This is a genomic window from Pseudomonas sp. MPC6 (assembly GCF_006094435.1).
Taxonomy (GTDB): Bacteria; Pseudomonadota; Gammaproteobacteria; order Pseudomonadales; family Pseudomonadaceae; genus Aquipseudomonas.
This window is the reverse complement of sequence record NZ_CP034783.1, coordinates 1,757,450-1,770,913: the sequence shown is the minus strand read 5'-3', so window position 1 is coordinate 1,770,913 and position 13,464 is coordinate 1,757,450. Positions and strand designations below refer to the sequence as shown.

16 protein-coding genes are annotated in these 13,464 nt (G+C 62.6%); 11 read left to right on the top strand and 5 right to left on the bottom strand.

Annotated features, from left to right (window positions below; translation table 11 throughout):
- The first annotated feature begins 15 nt into the window (after window positions 1–15).
- The 11 genes from soxR (at window position 16) to ELQ88_RS10250 (ending at window position 8,769) form a co-directional block, all read left to right on the top strand.
- On the top strand, window positions 16–483 hold the full coding sequence (gene soxR / locus ELQ88_RS10300) for a redox-sensitive transcriptional activator SoxR (RefSeq protein ID WP_128870971.1): 468 nt from the start codon (window positions 16–18) through the stop codon (window positions 481–483).
- A gap of 181 nt (window positions 484–664) precedes the next feature.
- Window positions 665–1,123: a VOC family protein gene (locus ELQ88_RS10295; protein ID WP_138964906.1), complete on the top strand. Its 459-nt coding sequence runs from the start codon at window positions 665–667 to the stop codon at window positions 1,121–1,123.
- A gap of 254 nt (window positions 1,124–1,377) precedes the next feature.
- Complete coding sequence (locus tag ELQ88_RS10290; protein WP_138964904.1) at window positions 1,378–2,253, top strand: alpha/beta fold hydrolase; 876 nt, start codon at window positions 1,378–1,380, stop codon at window positions 2,251–2,253.
- 258 nt (window positions 2,254–2,511) lie between these two features.
- Window positions 2,512–3,711, top strand: coding sequence for a PepSY domain-containing protein (locus ELQ88_RS10285; protein WP_128870974.1), 1,200 nt, complete (start codon window positions 2,512–2,514; stop codon window positions 3,709–3,711).
- A complete protein-coding gene (locus ELQ88_RS10280) occupies window positions 3,708–4,250 on the top strand; it encodes a thiamine pyrophosphate-binding protein (RefSeq protein ID WP_128870975.1) in 543 nt (180 codons plus the stop codon). The genes ELQ88_RS10285 and ELQ88_RS10280 overlap by 4 nt, the downstream gene beginning before the upstream one ends.
- Window positions 4,247–4,576 carry a hypothetical protein gene (locus ELQ88_RS10275; RefSeq protein ID WP_138964902.1) on the top strand — a complete coding sequence of 110 codons (330 nt, stop codon included), beginning with the start codon at window positions 4,247–4,249 and terminating at the stop codon, window positions 4,574–4,576. The genes ELQ88_RS10280 and ELQ88_RS10275 overlap by 4 nt, the downstream gene beginning before the upstream one ends.
- On the top strand, window positions 4,573–5,145 hold the full coding sequence (locus tag ELQ88_RS10270) for a DUF6162 family protein (protein WP_128870977.1): 573 nt from the start codon (window positions 4,573–4,575) through the stop codon (window positions 5,143–5,145). The genes ELQ88_RS10275 and ELQ88_RS10270 overlap by 4 nt, the downstream gene beginning before the upstream one ends.
- A gap of 35 nt (window positions 5,146–5,180) precedes the next feature.
- Window positions 5,181–6,107 carry a metal ABC transporter substrate-binding protein gene (locus tag ELQ88_RS10265; RefSeq protein ID WP_128870978.1) on the top strand — a complete coding sequence of 309 codons (927 nt, stop codon included), beginning with the start codon at window positions 5,181–5,183 and terminating at the stop codon, window positions 6,105–6,107.
- Window positions 6,104–6,967: a metal ABC transporter ATP-binding protein gene (locus ELQ88_RS10260; protein WP_138964900.1), complete on the top strand. Its 864-nt coding sequence runs from the start codon at window positions 6,104–6,106 to the stop codon at window positions 6,965–6,967. The genes ELQ88_RS10265 and ELQ88_RS10260 overlap by 4 nt, the downstream gene beginning before the upstream one ends.
- A complete protein-coding gene (locus ELQ88_RS10255; protein ID WP_003226663.1) occupies window positions 6,967–7,866 on the top strand; it encodes a metal ABC transporter permease in 900 nt (299 codons plus the stop codon). The genes ELQ88_RS10260 and ELQ88_RS10255 overlap by 1 nt, the downstream gene beginning before the upstream one ends.
- Complete coding sequence (locus tag ELQ88_RS10250) at window positions 7,867–8,769, top strand: zinc ABC transporter substrate-binding protein (RefSeq protein ID WP_138964898.1); 903 nt, start codon at window positions 7,867–7,869, stop codon at window positions 8,767–8,769. It abuts the gene before it with no gap.
- A gap of 200 nt (window positions 8,770–8,969) precedes the next feature.
- Here the strand turns inward: ELQ88_RS10250 and ELQ88_RS10245 are convergent, their stop codons facing one another.
- From ELQ88_RS10245 to ELQ88_RS10225, 5 genes are all read right to left on the bottom strand, one after another.
- Window positions 8,970–9,197: an MbtH family protein gene (locus ELQ88_RS10245; RefSeq protein WP_008152757.1), complete on the bottom strand. Its 228-nt coding sequence runs from the start codon at window positions 9,195–9,197 to the stop codon at window positions 8,970–8,972.
- Window positions 9,198–9,279: 82 nt separating this feature from the next.
- Window positions 9,280–10,692: an aspartate aminotransferase family protein gene (locus tag ELQ88_RS10240; protein WP_128870982.1), complete on the bottom strand. Its 1,413-nt coding sequence runs from the start codon at window positions 10,690–10,692 to the stop codon at window positions 9,280–9,282.
- Between the two features lie 75 nt (window positions 10,693–10,767).
- Window positions 10,768–11,253, bottom strand: coding sequence for a GNAT family N-acetyltransferase (locus tag ELQ88_RS10235; RefSeq protein WP_138964896.1), 486 nt, complete (start codon window positions 11,251–11,253; stop codon window positions 10,768–10,770).
- Between the two features lie 202 nt (window positions 11,254–11,455).
- Window positions 11,456–12,781 (bottom strand): ATP-binding protein, encoded by a 1,326-nt coding sequence (locus ELQ88_RS10230; protein ID WP_138964894.1) that lies wholly within the window; start codon window positions 12,779–12,781, stop codon window positions 11,456–11,458.
- The gene (locus ELQ88_RS10225) at window positions 12,778–13,458 is read right to left on the bottom strand and encodes a response regulator (RefSeq protein ID WP_128870984.1); all 681 of its coding nucleotides are present in this window, start codon (window positions 13,456–13,458) and stop codon (window positions 12,778–12,780) included. The genes ELQ88_RS10230 and ELQ88_RS10225 overlap by 4 nt, the downstream gene beginning before the upstream one ends.
- Window positions 13,459–13,464 lie beyond the last annotated feature (6 nt).

Below are 13,464 nucleotides of genomic sequence, written 5' to 3'. Positions count from 1 at the left end.
AGGGGCATTTTTTAAATGATCAGCTCGGAAAACCTGCATAAAGAACTCACAGTTGGCCAAGTGGCGGCGCGCAGCGGCGTGGCCGTCACCGCCCTGCACTTTTATGAATCCAGGGGGTTGATCAAAAGCAATCGCAATCAGGGCAACCAGCGGCGTTTTCCACGGGAAGTATTGCGGCGAGTGGCGTTGATCAAAGTGGCGCAGCGGCTGGGGATTCCGTTGACGGAGATCGGCCAGGCCTTGAAGTCCCTGCCGGACAGCCGGGCGCCGACGGCGGCGGACTGGAAGCAATTGTCGGCACAATGGAGTCGGGATCTGGATGAGCGGATCAATCAACTGACCTTGCTGCGGGACAAGCTGAACGGCTGCATAGGGTGTGGGTGTTTGTCGATGGAGGCGTGTCCGTTGCGTAATTTCGGTGATGTGTTGGGGGAACAGGGTCCGGGGGCGCAGCTCCTGGAGTCGGGGCCAGGTTCCAAATAGCGGTGCGGCCATCGCGGGCTTGGGCGCCGCCGCAGCTGCGATTTTTTGGGAACTTGACGACGGTTGAAGATCAAAATCAAGAGATCGTCCGAACGCGGCCCGAATCTTCGACATCTCCTACACTGGTTCGGCTGCAGACCGACGAAACCTCGTCAACTCACAATAAAAAGGGAGAACCGTCATGAGCGTCAAACCCATTCCAGAGGGCTATCACAGCATTACCCCGTATCTGGGCATTCAAAAAGCTGCCGAAGCCATCGAGTTCTACAAGAAAGCCTTTGGCGCCACCGAAGTCATGCGCCTGTCCATGCCGGATGGTGGCATCGGCCACGCCGAACTGCGTATTGGCGATTGCCCGATCATGCTGGGCACGCCTTGCGATCAGGGGCCGCTGAGCAATCCGGACACCTCGCCTTCCGTGGGGCTGCATCTGTACGTGAAGGATGTGGATGCGTCCTTTAAACAAGCGATTGCGGCAGGCGGCACGGTGGTGTCCGAGGTCAAGGATCAGTTTTACGGCGACCGTTCGGGAACCTTGAAGGATCCCTATGGGCATTTGTGGTTCCTGGCTACGCACAAGGAGGACCTGACTCAGGAGCAGATTGAGCAGCGGGCCAAGGAGATGTTCCAGCAGGGCTGAAATCTTCGGTGACTGGCGGGCCTCTTCGCGAGCAAGTCGAATCGTCGCACCGTCGCTCCCACAGGTTTTGTGTCGTTCGCAATTATCAAGAACGACAAAAAACCTGTGGGAGCGTGGCTTGCCCGCGATGGGGCCATCACCAACACTGCATATCCCCTTGAACACACTTCATGAACAATCGCACCACACTTTGCGCCTTGTCCTGGCGCACCAACAATTTCAGGATGCAGGCCACTACAACAAGGAGCCATCCCATGTTTGCCGGATTCCTGAAAGACCAGCGCCACGTCAACGGTGTGGACATTGCCTACCGCATCGGCGGCAGCGGGCCGGGCCTGCTGCTGTTGCATGGCCACCCGCAGACCCACGTCCTCTGGCACAAGGTCGCCGAACAACTGGCCGAGCACTTCACGGTGATCGCCGCCGACCTGCGCGGTTATGGCGACAGCAGCAAACCACCGGCCGTTGACGGACACAGCCACTATTGCAAACGCGAAATGGCCAAGGACAATGTGGAGCTGATGAAGTCCCTGGGCTTCGAGCAGTTCTCGGTCCTGGCACACGACCGTGGCGCCCGGGTGGCCCATCGCCTGGCGCTGGATCATCCCGCCGCCGTGCACCGCATGGTGCTGCTCGACATCGCGCCCACCCTGGCGATGTACACTCAAACCAACGAAGCCTTTGCCCGCGCCTACTGGCACTGGTTCTTCCTGATCCGCCCCGCGCCATTGCCGGAAACCTTGATCGAAGCCGACCCCGAAGCGTATCTGCGCAGCGTGATAGGCAGTCGCAGCGCCGGCCTCAAACCCTTCACCGCCGAGGCCTTTGGCGAATATTTGCGCTGCCTGAAATTGCCGGGCGCCGCCCGCGGCATCTGCGAGGACTACCGCGCCAGCGCCAGCATCGACCTCGAGCATGACCGCGCGGACATCGCGGCTGGCCATCACCTGAACCTGCCATTGCTGGTGCTGTGGGGCGCCGAAGGCACGGTCGGGCGCTGCTTCGAACCGCTCAAGGAATGGCAACAGGTGGCCACCGATGTCCGCGGCAAGGCGCTGCCCGCCGGCCATTACCTCGCTGAAGAAGCCCCTGCATTGCTGCTCAGCGAAGCGCTGGGTTTCCTGCTCTGACCTCGGTACTACCCTGACCTGAATCTCCCCCGCACTGGCGATCATCCACCGGCGCGGGGGCGTCCCTTCCAAAGAAAATCAGTTTTCGCGAAACACGAAACATTTTCTTTCATATCCCCCTTCGGGATTTCCGATGCTCATTCGTCTTATATAGATGCAGTCAGGCCGTGCAGACAAAAGCCACGGCCGGGCCTTCATCGACCTCAACGCTGGGAAGCCCGCAGCAGAGGCCCTCTCATCGAAACAAGACCTTTAATCATGTCGAAGAAATCCCGCTCAAAACTCTGGTTTCTGGTGCATAGCTGGCTGGCCTTGCCGATCTGGTTTTTCGTGCTGATCGTCTGCGTGACCGGCACCCTGGCGGTGGTCAGCCAGGAAATCGTCTGGCTGGCCAACCCGCAGATGCGCGCCAGCCAGCCTTCGGACGATGCGCCGCTGCTCAGCTATGACCAGATCATCGCCGCCATCAAGAAAGCCGAACCCAACACCCTGGTCGAGTCCATCAGTCGGCCCGACGAATCGCACTTCGCCCTCGACGTGGACGTCAGCTATCCCGACGGTCGCTCGGTGACGGTCTACGTCAACCCGTACAGCGGCGTGATCCAGGGCACGGCCCCGCAATTCAATTTCAAGGCCTTTACCCGCGCCCTGCATGGCTGGTGGCTGGTGCCGTTCACCAACGGTTACAGCTGGGGCTGGTACCTGGTGTCGTTCCTCAGCCTGCCGTTGCTCGCGTCCCTGGTCACCGGGCTGGTGGTCTACAAGCGTTTCTGGAAAGGCTTTTTCCGACCGACCCTGCGCATTCGTCAAGGCGCCCGGATCTTCTGGGGCGACTTTCACCGCCTCAGCGGCATCTGGTCGATCTGGTTCATCGCGGTGATTTCCGTCACCAGCACCTGGTTCCTGATCGAAGCCTTCCTGTTCGATAACCAGGTTTCGATTTCCACCGCGCCGGTAGCGCTGGTGGTCCCGCGCGAAAGCGTGCCGATGACCGCCGATGGCGCGCCGGCGCCGATGATCAGCCTGGAAGCCGCGATTGCGCAGGCCAAGGCCAGCATTCCCGGACTGGAAGACAGTTTCGTCAGCCTGCCCGCCAATGCCTACAGCTACCTGTCGGTGGGGGGCCGCAGTTGGTACCCGCTGATGTTCCAGACCGCCGAAATCAACCCGTACACCGGCGACGTCGGCGCGACCCGCCTGCTGTCGGACCGCTCGGGCCTGGAGCTGGTCACCGAATCCATGCGGCCGCTGCACACCGGCGATTTCGGCGGCCTCTGGATCAAACTGATCTGGTTCTTCTTCGGCCTGATCCTGAGCATGATGGTCCTCAGCGGCCTGCTGATCTGGACCAAGCGCACCGCCCTGGCCACGGCCAACGCCCTCAAGCGCAGCAACAAAACCCCGCGCAACCAGACTGCTGCGGCCGCCAGCCGTGAAACCACGGAGGTCAGCCAATGAGCCTGTTCGCCGCAGAAAAACCAGGCTCGAAACTGAGCCGTTTCTGGCACAAATGGCGTTTTCACATCAACGTCCTGCTGTTGCTGGTGCCACTGGGATTCATGCCCAAGTACTTCGCCGATGCCGCACTGTTTCGCGGTGATACGGGCCTGGGTGAGCGGGAAATCGGTGAGGTTCAGGTCGGGCCCTGGAGCCTGCGCCTGGCCGAGCTGCGCAATGAAGCACCGAGACTCGATGGCCCGGCCGGCTACATGAAGAACTTCAACGCTGCGTTGTGCGACAGCTGCCGCGATCAGGTCAAGGCGACTTACCTGCGCATCGGCAAGCCACGCAGCCTGCGCGCCGCCGGGGTGATTTTCTTCGGCACGCCGTACCGCATGGGGGCGATGCTGCCGATCCCCGAGAAGACCAAGGCCGACGCCGAGCTGTGGATCACCATGGAAGGCTGGGACGGCAGCATGCATCAGGCATCCATTCCGCTGAGTCAGGCCTCCCCGGCCACCCTCGCCTGGCTGAACCAACAAGGAGGCAAACCATGATTACTGTTATCCGTCCTCTGAGCGCCGCGTTGCTGGTGCTTTGCGCCGGTTTCAGCACCAGCGCCCTGGCCCACAACCCGATGTGCGAGTGCAAGGCCATCGACGCCGAGCAGATCCAGTGCACCGGCGGCTTTTCCGATGGCAGCGGCGCGCCGGGCGTGACCCTGGACGTGATCGGCTATGACGAAACCATCCTGGTGCCGGGCAAACTCGGTGCCGATTCGACCCTGACCTTCAAGAAGCCCGGCGCCGAGTTCTACGTGCTGTTCGACGCCGGCCCCGGTCACGTCGTCGAGATCGACCAAGCGGACATCGAGGCCCCATGAGCACGCCAACCACCCACGTCGTCCGCCCGGCCGGAGCCGGTCATGAAACCCTTTATGTATTGCTGTTGTGCCTGCTGATCCTGGCGGTGGCCGGCTCGGTGGTCGCCTGGCGCCATGAATCCCAGGAAGTGAGTAACGTCGACAGCCATCAACTGGATGCCCGTCGCGACCTGAGCGCGTCCGAGCAAGGCATTTACGCCGACCTGCGGGTGACGCTGGACGAAATTCATCTGCTGCGCCAGGAACAGCAAACCCTGCCGACCCCTGAAGTCCTCGCCGATGAAGGTTTCGCGCCGTTTGCGCAGGATGCCAGTTCCGTCAGCCGTGGCGGTCATGCCTGGCAATTGCTTGAAGCCAAGGCCTACTTCGGTCAGAGCCAGGTGCCCACGGTGGCCGGTTCGTTTCTGATGCGCCTGAGCGCTGACGACGATGCGCCGGACATCTGGCTCAACCCCGGCCAAACCCTGGCGGCCCCGACTGACCTCTCCGACGCCGCACTCGAAAGCGCCGGCTGGCAGCAGATCGTCGCGCAATTCGATGCCGGCGTGACGCGCCAGCACCGGCACTGAACCCTCGCCTTCACCCGAGAGAAGACCGCTTTCCCATGCCTAGTTCATCTCCACGCTCATTGCTGCGCCTGCTGCTGGTCGGCCTGCTCGCCTGCCTGCTGACACCCCTGGCCAGTGCCGACGAGGCCAAGCGCCTGCGCATCGGCATCACCCTGCACCCTTATTACAGCTACGTCGCCAATATCGTCGGCGACAAGGCCGAAGTCGTGCCGCTGATTCCGGCCGGTTTCAACCCGCATGCCTACGAGCCCCGTGCCGAAGACATCAAGCGCATCAGCGGCCTGGACGTGGTCGTGCTCAATGGCGTCGGCCATGACGACTTCGCCGACCGCATGATCGCCGCCAGCGAAACGCCGAACGTCCCGGTGATCGAAGCCAATGAAAACGTGCCTTTGCTGGCCGCCACCGGCGTCGCCGCCCGCGGCGCCGGCAAGGTCGTGAACCCGCACACCTTCCTGTCGATCAGCGCCTCGATTGCCCAGGTCAACAACATCGCCCGGGAACTGGGCAAGCTCGATCCGGCCAACGCCAAGACTTACACGCAGAACGCCCGCGCCTACGGTAAACGCCTGCGGCAGATGCGCGCCGACGCCCTGGCCAAACTGACCCAGGCGCCAAACGCCGAACTGCGGGTGGCTACGGTGCACGCGGCGTATGACTACCTGCTGCGCGAATTCGGCCTCGAAGTGACCGCTGTGGTCGAGCCGGCCCATGGCATCGAGCCGAGCCCGAGCCAGCTGAAAAAGACCATCGACCAGTTGCGCGAGCTGGATGTGAAAGTGATCTTCTCGGAGATGGATTTCCCATCCACATACGTCGAGACCATCCAGCGTGAGTCCGGGGTGAAGTTGTACCCGCTGTCGCACATCTCCTATGGCGAATACACGGCTGACAAGTATGAAAAGGAAATGACCGGCAACCTCGATACCGTGGTCCGGGCCATTCAGGAGTCCGGCGCATGACGGCTAAAGAAACCATCAGTACACAACCCTCCGGACCAACTGACACCGAATCCCCTGTGGGAGCGAGCTTGCTCGCGAAGGCGGTGGGTCAGTCAACATCATTGCCCAATGACACACCGCAATCGCGAGCAAGCCCGCTCCCACAGGGTTTGGGTCCGACCCTGGATTTTGCGGAGGTCAGTCTGACGCTGGGCCGCACGACGATCCTCGACCAGGTGACTTTCCAGGTCCAGCCCGGCAGCGTGCATGCGCTGGTCGGCCCCAACGGGGGCGGCAAGAGTTCGCTGATCAAGACCCTGCTCGGGCAGATGCCGCATCAGGGTCGCTTGAGCCTGCAATGGCCGGGCACGCCCGGAACCATCGGCTATGTGCCGCAAGCACTGGAATTTGACCGCGGCCTGCCGATGACCGTTGACGACTTCATGGCGGCGATGTGTCAGCGGCGTCCGGCGTTCCTCGGTTTGAGCAAGCATTACGCGGCAGCGATCGGTGAAGCACTGGAACGGGTCGGCATGCAGGACAAGCGCAAACGACGCATGGGCGCCTTGTCCGGCGGCGAACGCCAGCGCGTGTTGCTGGCGCAGGGTCTGATTCCGGCACCGCAATTGCTGGTACTCGATGAACCGATGTCGGCCCTCGATGAGGCGGGCATCCAGGTGTTCGAACGGTTGCTCGGCGACTGGCGCCGGAGCGGCATCACCGTGCTGTGGATCGAGCATGACCTGGAAGCGGTCGGACGCCTGGCGGATCGCGTCACCGGGCTCAATCGCCGGGTGCTGTTCGATGCCACGCCGAAACAGGCACTGACGCCGGAACGTTTGCTGACCCTGTTCTCCACCCATCCACGGAGCGCTGTCTGATGAGTTACGAAGCCTTTCGCTTGATGGTCCAGGGGTGGGCCTCGTCGGGTTATCTGCCCGAGGCGCTGGCCTATGGGTTTGTGGTCAACGCGCTGCTCGCCGGTTTGCTGATCGGCCCGGTACTGGGCGGCCTGGGCACGCTGGTGGTGGTCAAGCGCTTCGCGTTTTTCTCCGAAGCGGTGGGTCACGCGGCATTGACCGGCGTGGCCATCGGCATCCTGCTCGGAGAACCCTACACCGGACCTTACGGCAGCCTGTTCGGCTACTGCCTGTTGTTCGGCATCTTGCTCAACTACCTGCGCAACCGTACCGGCCTGGCGCCGGATACCTTGATCGGAGTGTTTCTCTCGGTGTCCCTGGCGCTGGGGGCGAGTCTGCTGCTGATTCTGGCGGGCAAAATCAACGTGCACATTCTGGAAAACGTATTGTTCGGCTCGGTGTTGACGGTCAACGGCAATGACCTGCTGGTGCTGGCCATCGTCGGTTCATTGGTCATGGCGCTGGCCTTGCCGTTGTACAACCGCATCATGCTCGCCAGTTTCAACCCGCAACTGGCGGCGGTGCGCGGTGTGGCGGTGAAAACCCTGGATTACCTGTTCGTGATTCTGGTGACCCTGATTACCGTAGCCGCGGTTAAAGTCATCGGCGCGATTCTGGTCGGCGCCCTGCTGGTGATTCCAGCGGCGGCGGCACGCTTGCTGAGCCAGTCGCTCAAGGGTTTCTTCTGGTGTTCGGTATTGATCGCCACGGTCAGCACGCTGTGCGGGATTCTCGCGCCGATTGTCTTCGACCTGCCTATTCCGTCCGGCGCCGCGATCATCCTGGTAGCCGGCATCGCCTTCGCCCTGGCCGCCATTGCCCGTGGTGTCGTCCCCAGTCTGAAAGGGAACCTTGGATAAATGTGTTTTTCTCTGCGTCAATTGAGCCTGGCCATAGCCCTGTGCGGGCTGGTCCATACATCCTTTGCGGCGGATGGTGCCAAACCGTTGCGCGTGCTGGCGTCCTTGCCGATCACTTACGGTCTGGGCGAAGTCTTGCTCAAGGGCACTGACATCAGCCTTGAACGGGCGGCGCCGGCGAACCTGCCTGGCAGCCGTCAGACTGCCTACTTCACCGGACGTGGGGCGCCGGCGCTGGCCAAATTGGCGAGCGATGCCGATGCGGTGATTGGTCTGCGTTCGCTGTGGGCGGATGATCCGCTGTACCCGATCTCCCGCCGCAGCAATATCCGTATCGTCGAAGTCGATGCCGCCCGCCCGGTGGACGGCGCCCTGCCCGGCATCGCCGTGCAGCCGGACAACAAGGTCGACGGGTTGAACAGTCAGCCGTGGTTTTCCAGTAATAACATGGGGCGGATGGCGGACGTGATGGCGGCGGATCTGGTGCGCCTGGCGCCGGAGGCCAGGCCGCAGATCGAGGCCAACCTGGCGGCGCTGAAACAGCGCCTGCTCAAGTTCAGCGCAGACAGTGAAGCGCGGTTGGCCAATGCCGACAACCTCAGTGTGATGAGCCTCAGTGATCACTTCGGCTACCTGACCGGTGGCCTCAACCTGGAGCTGATCGGCGTCGATGCGCGGCCGGATGCCGAGTGGACACCTGAAGCGCTCAAGGCATTGGGCGCGACGCTGAAAGACAATGACGTGGCGGTGGTGTTGCATCATCGGCAGCCTTCGGACACGGTGAAAGCGGTGATTGCCGAGGCCGGGAGTCGGTGGGTGGTGTTGAGCGTGGATGCGGCGGATCCGGTGGCGGAGCTGGAGGGGAATGTGGATTTGGTGATCAAGGGATTGAGCGGGGGATAGTCAGTTAATTCGCGTCATCGTTCTTCGCGAGCAAGCCCGCTCCCACATTGGATCTCTAGCGATCACAAATTCTGAGTTCGCCAGAGATCCAATGTGGGAGCGGGCTTGCTCGCGAAGGCGGCTTGATAGGCAACACAAATCCCAGACCTGAAAAAGCCCGCTGACTGCCATCTTCAGCGGGCTTTTTTTGCATGACTGACTCAGTGCGCCACAGCCGCCTGCTCTTCCATCTTCTGCCGCAAGCTCAGCGGACGCATGTCGGTCCAGGTTTCCTCGATGTAGGCCAGGCATTCCTTTTTCAGACCGCTCTTGCCCACGGTGCGCCAGCCGGCAGGCACGGCCTTGTAATCGGGCCAGATCGAGTATTGCTCTTCGTGATTGACCACGACCTGAAAGAGGATGTCCTCGCGGTCGAATACTGACGTCATGGTGTGTCTCCATCGCTGTAGGGGTGGGCTGCACTGCGTGCGCAGCCGGTCTGTAGAAGGAACGTTCGAGGAGCGGGAAAATTTACAGGCTGGCGGTCGCCGCAGCCATGGCCCGGCCGAAAATCTCGGCGACCCGATCGATTTCCGCGGCGGTAATCACCAGTGGTGGCAGGAAGCGCACCACACCACCGTGACGGCCACCAAGTTCGAGGATCAGCCCGCGCTTGAGGCATTCGCGCTGCACCAGCGGCGCCAGGCGAGCAAAAATCGGCGGGTGCCCCTGGACATCCGGCGCGCCGGTCGGATCAACCAGTTCCACGCCAAGCATCAAGCCGCGCCCGCGAATATCACCCAGTTGCGGGAAGTCCCGCTGCAGGATGCGCAGGTGTTCGCTCAAGCGTTCGCCCATGGCGGCAGCGTGCTCGCAGATGCGGTGTTCGGTCAGGTAACGCATCACCGCGGAGCCAGCCGCCATCGCCAGCTGATTGCCGCGGAACGTCCCGGCATGGGCGCCCGGCAGCCAGGTGTCGAGCCAGTCGCGATAGACCACCACCGCCAGCGGCAGGCTGCCACCGATGGCTTTGGACAGCACCACCACATCCGGAATGATCCCGGCATGCTCGAAAGCAAACATCTTGCCGGTGCGGGCAAATCCGCTCTGGATCTCATCGACGATCAGCGCCACGCCCGCCTGTTCGGTAATCCGCCGCAGACCGCGCAGCCAGTCGAGATCGGCCGGGATCACCCCGCCCTCGCCCTGCACCACTTCGACGATTACCGCCGCCGGCAACTGCACGCCGGCTTCCGGGTCATTGAGCAGGTTCTCCAGGTAATTGAGATTGACCTGTACCCCTTGCGCGCCACCGAGACCGAACGGGCAGCGGTAATCGTAGGGGTACGGCATGAACTGCACGCCGTTACTCAGCAAGGCACCCAAGGGTTTTTTCGGCCCCAGACTGCCCATCAGGCTCAGCGCGCCCTGGCTCATGCCGTGGTAACCGCCCTGGAACGACAGCACCGTGCTGCGGCCGGTGGCGGTGCGCACCAGTTTCAATGCAGCTTCCACCGCGTCGGTGCCGGTGGGGCCGCAGAACTGGATTTTCGCTTCAGCGGCCAAGGCAGGTGGCAGCAGGCCGAACAGATCCTGGACAAACTGATCCTTGACCGGGGTGGTCAGGTCAAGGGTGTGCAACGGCAGTTCATCGCTCAGCACTTGCTGGATCGCTTCGATCACTACCGGGTGGTTATGCCCCAGCGCCAGCGTGCCAGCGCCGGCCAGGCAGTCGATGAACGTACGACCCTCGACGTCCTCGACGTAGAGGCCTCTGGCGCGTTTGAGTGCCAGGGGAATGCGTCGCGGGTAGCTGCGGGCATTCGATTCCTGCTGGCTCTGACGGGCCAGCAACGGCGATTCGTTGAAGTGATAAAGCACCTCGGTCGGCGCCGGAGTGATCCGGGCCGGCTGATCTTCCACAAGGCTGGTAGCGACTGACATCTCTCGACCCCTAAAAAGGTTTTCCTGTTGTGGAAACGCATCGGCGCCTCGGGGATTTAGCCCCCAGAACCGCTTTCATGAAGGTGACGACAGTCCCTTGTGCATGGGAATGGCCCGCAGCCCTGCCACCGCGAAGGTTCTGGCGCAAGGCCGATAACCCAGGTGGCGATAAAAGGCTTCGCTGGTTCGAGTACTGTTGAGCCGGGCCTGGCGCAAGCCCCGGCCGATCAACCAGCCCTCGAGGTCGCGCACCAGCGCGCGCCCGGCTCCTCGGCGAAACCATTCCGGTTGCACGTAACAGAAGGCGACCCTGCCGCTGATCGCCGCCATGGCGACGCCGACCGGCTTGTCCTGCAACAGGGCGATGTTCAGATACAACCGTTGGTCGGTCAGCCACGGCAACACGTGGGCGATGGTCTTGTTGTGGGTCCAGTTGGCGACCGTTCGCGCATTGTTGCGGTGATCGAGCGCACAACCGACACGGATGGAGCGCTCGACGATGCGGCTGATGATGCCGGCATCGGCGGGGGTTGCCTTGCAGATGAGTATCGATGCTTCCATGGCGTTGTCACCTCAATCCATTGAGTCAAAACTGGCGAAGACGATAGCGCCGGTGGGGGCTCGAATGCCAATGGAGAGGCGTTACATTTGATGAGCTGTAGGAGCCGGCTTGCTGGCGAAGGCGGCGGCACATCCAACATTAAGGTGACTGAAAGGACGCCTTCGCTGGCAAGCCAGCTCCTACAGGGGGGTGTGGTGTTGGTTAGATCGGTTGCAGCGGCATGGTCAACTTGACCCGCAACCCGTCCGGCCGGCTGTCGAAATGCAGGGTACAACCGCAGCGCTGGACGATGGCCTGGACAATCGCCAGTCCCAGGCCACAGCCGGTGCTCTGGCCGTTGCGCCAGAAACGCTGGGTCAGGTGTTGCAGATCCTCTTCGGCAATGCCCGGGCCATGGTCGCGCACCACAAACTGCACGCTATTACCGGTGGTTTCCAGACTCAGCTCCACCGGCCCGTCACCGGGGGTGTGACGCAGGGCGTTGTCCAGCAGGTTGCGCAGTGCCGCGATGGACAATACGGCCGGCATTTGCACCGGGGCATGGGAAATCTTCGGCGGGACCTGGAATCTGATGCGCTGGCGGTCACCGCTGGCGGCGTCCTGAATCGCCAGTTTAGCCACTTGCTCGGCGCTGCATTGCGCACCATCGTCGAACGACAGACTGCCCTCGACCCGCGCCAGCAGCAGCAATTGTTCAAGGGTCCGGTGCAGGCGATCGGCGCCTTCTTCGGCCCGGGCCAGGGACTGATCCCGGGCGGCGCCTTCGGTCATGCGCGCCACTTGCAGGTGCGTCTTGATCGCTGTCAGCGGGCTGCGCAACTCGTGGGCCGCGTCACCGGTCAGGCGGCGCTCGCGTTCGATGGTCTTGCCGATCCGCTGCAACAGCTGGTTCTGGGTGTCGAGCAAGGGTTGCAGTTCACTGGGCAACGGCTGGATCTGCAACGGCTCCAGGGAATCGGCATTGCGCCGTTTCAAGGCATCGCGCATGCGATTGAGCGGCGCCAGCCCCTGGCCGATGCCCAGCCAGAGCAGGCACAGGCAGCCAAGCAACGCCACGCCTACCGGCACCGAGGCGGCCAGCAGGATCGACATGTTCAGGGCTTCGCGCTCGATTTGCCGGTCGGCGGTGGTGATGCGCAGATCGCCGCGGGCCAGGGTGAAACTGCGCCACGGCGTGCCGTCGATCATCTGATCGTGAAAGCCCATCTTCTCGGCTTCCAGGGTTTGTTGCGGGTCGGTGTGACTGCGGGCGAGGATTTCGCCGCGCAACGAGCTGACCTGACACGCCATGCCGCCGGGGATAGTCAGTTGCTCGGCGCTGAAATGGGTGCCTTCGCCCTTGCTCGGCAACGCCGGCAATTGCTCCATCAGGCCGGCGACCATGCGCGCCGACGCCACCAGCCGCTGGTCGAGGGAAAACATCATCTGATTACGCAGGTCGCTGAGCATCCAGGCCGCCGCCAGCGCCCAGATCAGCGCAAAAGCGGCGCCCAGCGTGAGGCTCAGGCGCAAACGCAGGCTCATCACTTCGATTGATCTCCGCCGTCCGCCGGCCCCAGGCGATAACCCAGGCCGCGCACCGTTTCGACGATGCCGTTACCGAGTTTGCGCCGCAGGTGATGGATGTGCACGTTGAGGGCGTTGCTTTCCAGTTCGTCGTTGAAGCCGTAGACACTGTCCTTCAGTTGCTCGGTGGACAGCACCCGGCCACGGTTATGCAACAAGGCCTGCAACAGTGCCTGCTCACGACGCGACAGGTCCACCGGCTGGCCGCCGAGCATGGTTTCGCGACTGCTCGGATCGTACGTCAGCGCACCGTGTTCGATCAGGTTGACGCTGCGCCCGGCCACCCGGCGCAACAAGGTGTGCAGGCGCGCCGCGAGCTCACGCAAGTCGAACGGCTTGAGCAGGTAGTCGTCGGCACCGGCCTGCAAACCGTCGACCCGGTCGGTGACCGAGTCCCGCGCGGTGAGGATCAGCACCGGAATCTCCAGGCCATGATGGCGCAACTGCTGCAGCAGTTTCAGCCCGTCCTCATCGGGCAGGCCAAGATCGAGCACCATCACGTCGAACTCGGCGACCTTGAGCATCGCCCGGGCAGCAGAGGCCGTGGCGACGTGCTCTACCGTCAGCCCCTGGGCGGTGAGGCCGGCGACAATGCCGCTGGCGATCAGCTCATCGTCTTCGCAAACCAGTACGTGCATGCTCAA

Excerpts from the sequence above, each read along its gene's own strand:
- soxR (WP_128870971.1), top strand. The coding sequence starts at position 16 with ATGATCAGCTCGGAAAACCTGCATAAAGAACTCACAGTTGGCCAAGTG.
- ELQ88_RS10295 (WP_138964906.1), top strand. The coding sequence starts at position 665 with ATGAGCGTCAAACCCATTCCAGAGGGCTATCACAGCATTACCCCGTAT.
- ELQ88_RS10290 (WP_138964904.1), top strand. The coding sequence starts at position 1,378 with ATGTTTGCCGGATTCCTGAAAGACCAGCGCCACGTCAACGGTGTGGAC.
- ELQ88_RS10285 (WP_128870974.1), top strand. The coding sequence starts at position 2,512 with ATGTCGAAGAAATCCCGCTCAAAACTCTGGTTTCTGGTGCATAGCTGG.
- ELQ88_RS10280 (WP_128870975.1), top strand. The coding sequence starts at position 3,708 with ATGAGCCTGTTCGCCGCAGAAAAACCAGGCTCGAAACTGAGCCGTTTC.
- ELQ88_RS10275 (WP_138964902.1), top strand. The coding sequence starts at position 4,247 with ATGATTACTGTTATCCGTCCTCTGAGCGCCGCGTTGCTGGTGCTTTGC.
- ELQ88_RS10270 (WP_128870977.1), top strand. The coding sequence starts at position 4,573 with ATGAGCACGCCAACCACCCACGTCGTCCGCCCGGCCGGAGCCGGTCAT.
- ELQ88_RS10265 (WP_128870978.1), top strand. The coding sequence starts at position 5,181 with ATGCCTAGTTCATCTCCACGCTCATTGCTGCGCCTGCTGCTGGTCGGC.
- ELQ88_RS10260 (WP_138964900.1), top strand. The coding sequence starts at position 6,104 with ATGACGGCTAAAGAAACCATCAGTACACAACCCTCCGGACCAACTGAC.
- ELQ88_RS10255 (WP_003226663.1), top strand. The coding sequence starts at position 6,967 with ATGAGTTACGAAGCCTTTCGCTTGATGGTCCAGGGGTGGGCCTCGTCG.
- ELQ88_RS10250 (WP_138964898.1), top strand. The coding sequence starts at position 7,867 with ATGTGTTTTTCTCTGCGTCAATTGAGCCTGGCCATAGCCCTGTGCGGG.
- ELQ88_RS10245 (WP_008152757.1), bottom strand. The coding sequence starts at position 9,197 with ATGACGTCAGTATTCGACCGCGAGGACATCCTCTTTCAGGTCGTGGTC.
- ELQ88_RS10240 (WP_128870982.1), bottom strand. The coding sequence starts at position 10,692 with ATGTCAGTCGCTACCAGCCTTGTGGAAGATCAGCCGGCCCGGATCACT.
- ELQ88_RS10235 (WP_138964896.1), bottom strand. The coding sequence starts at position 11,253 with ATGGAAGCATCGATACTCATCTGCAAGGCAACCCCCGCCGATGCCGGC.
- ELQ88_RS10225 (WP_128870984.1), bottom strand. The coding sequence starts at position 13,458 with ATGCACGTACTGGTTTGCGAAGACGATGAGCTGATCGCCAGCGGCATT.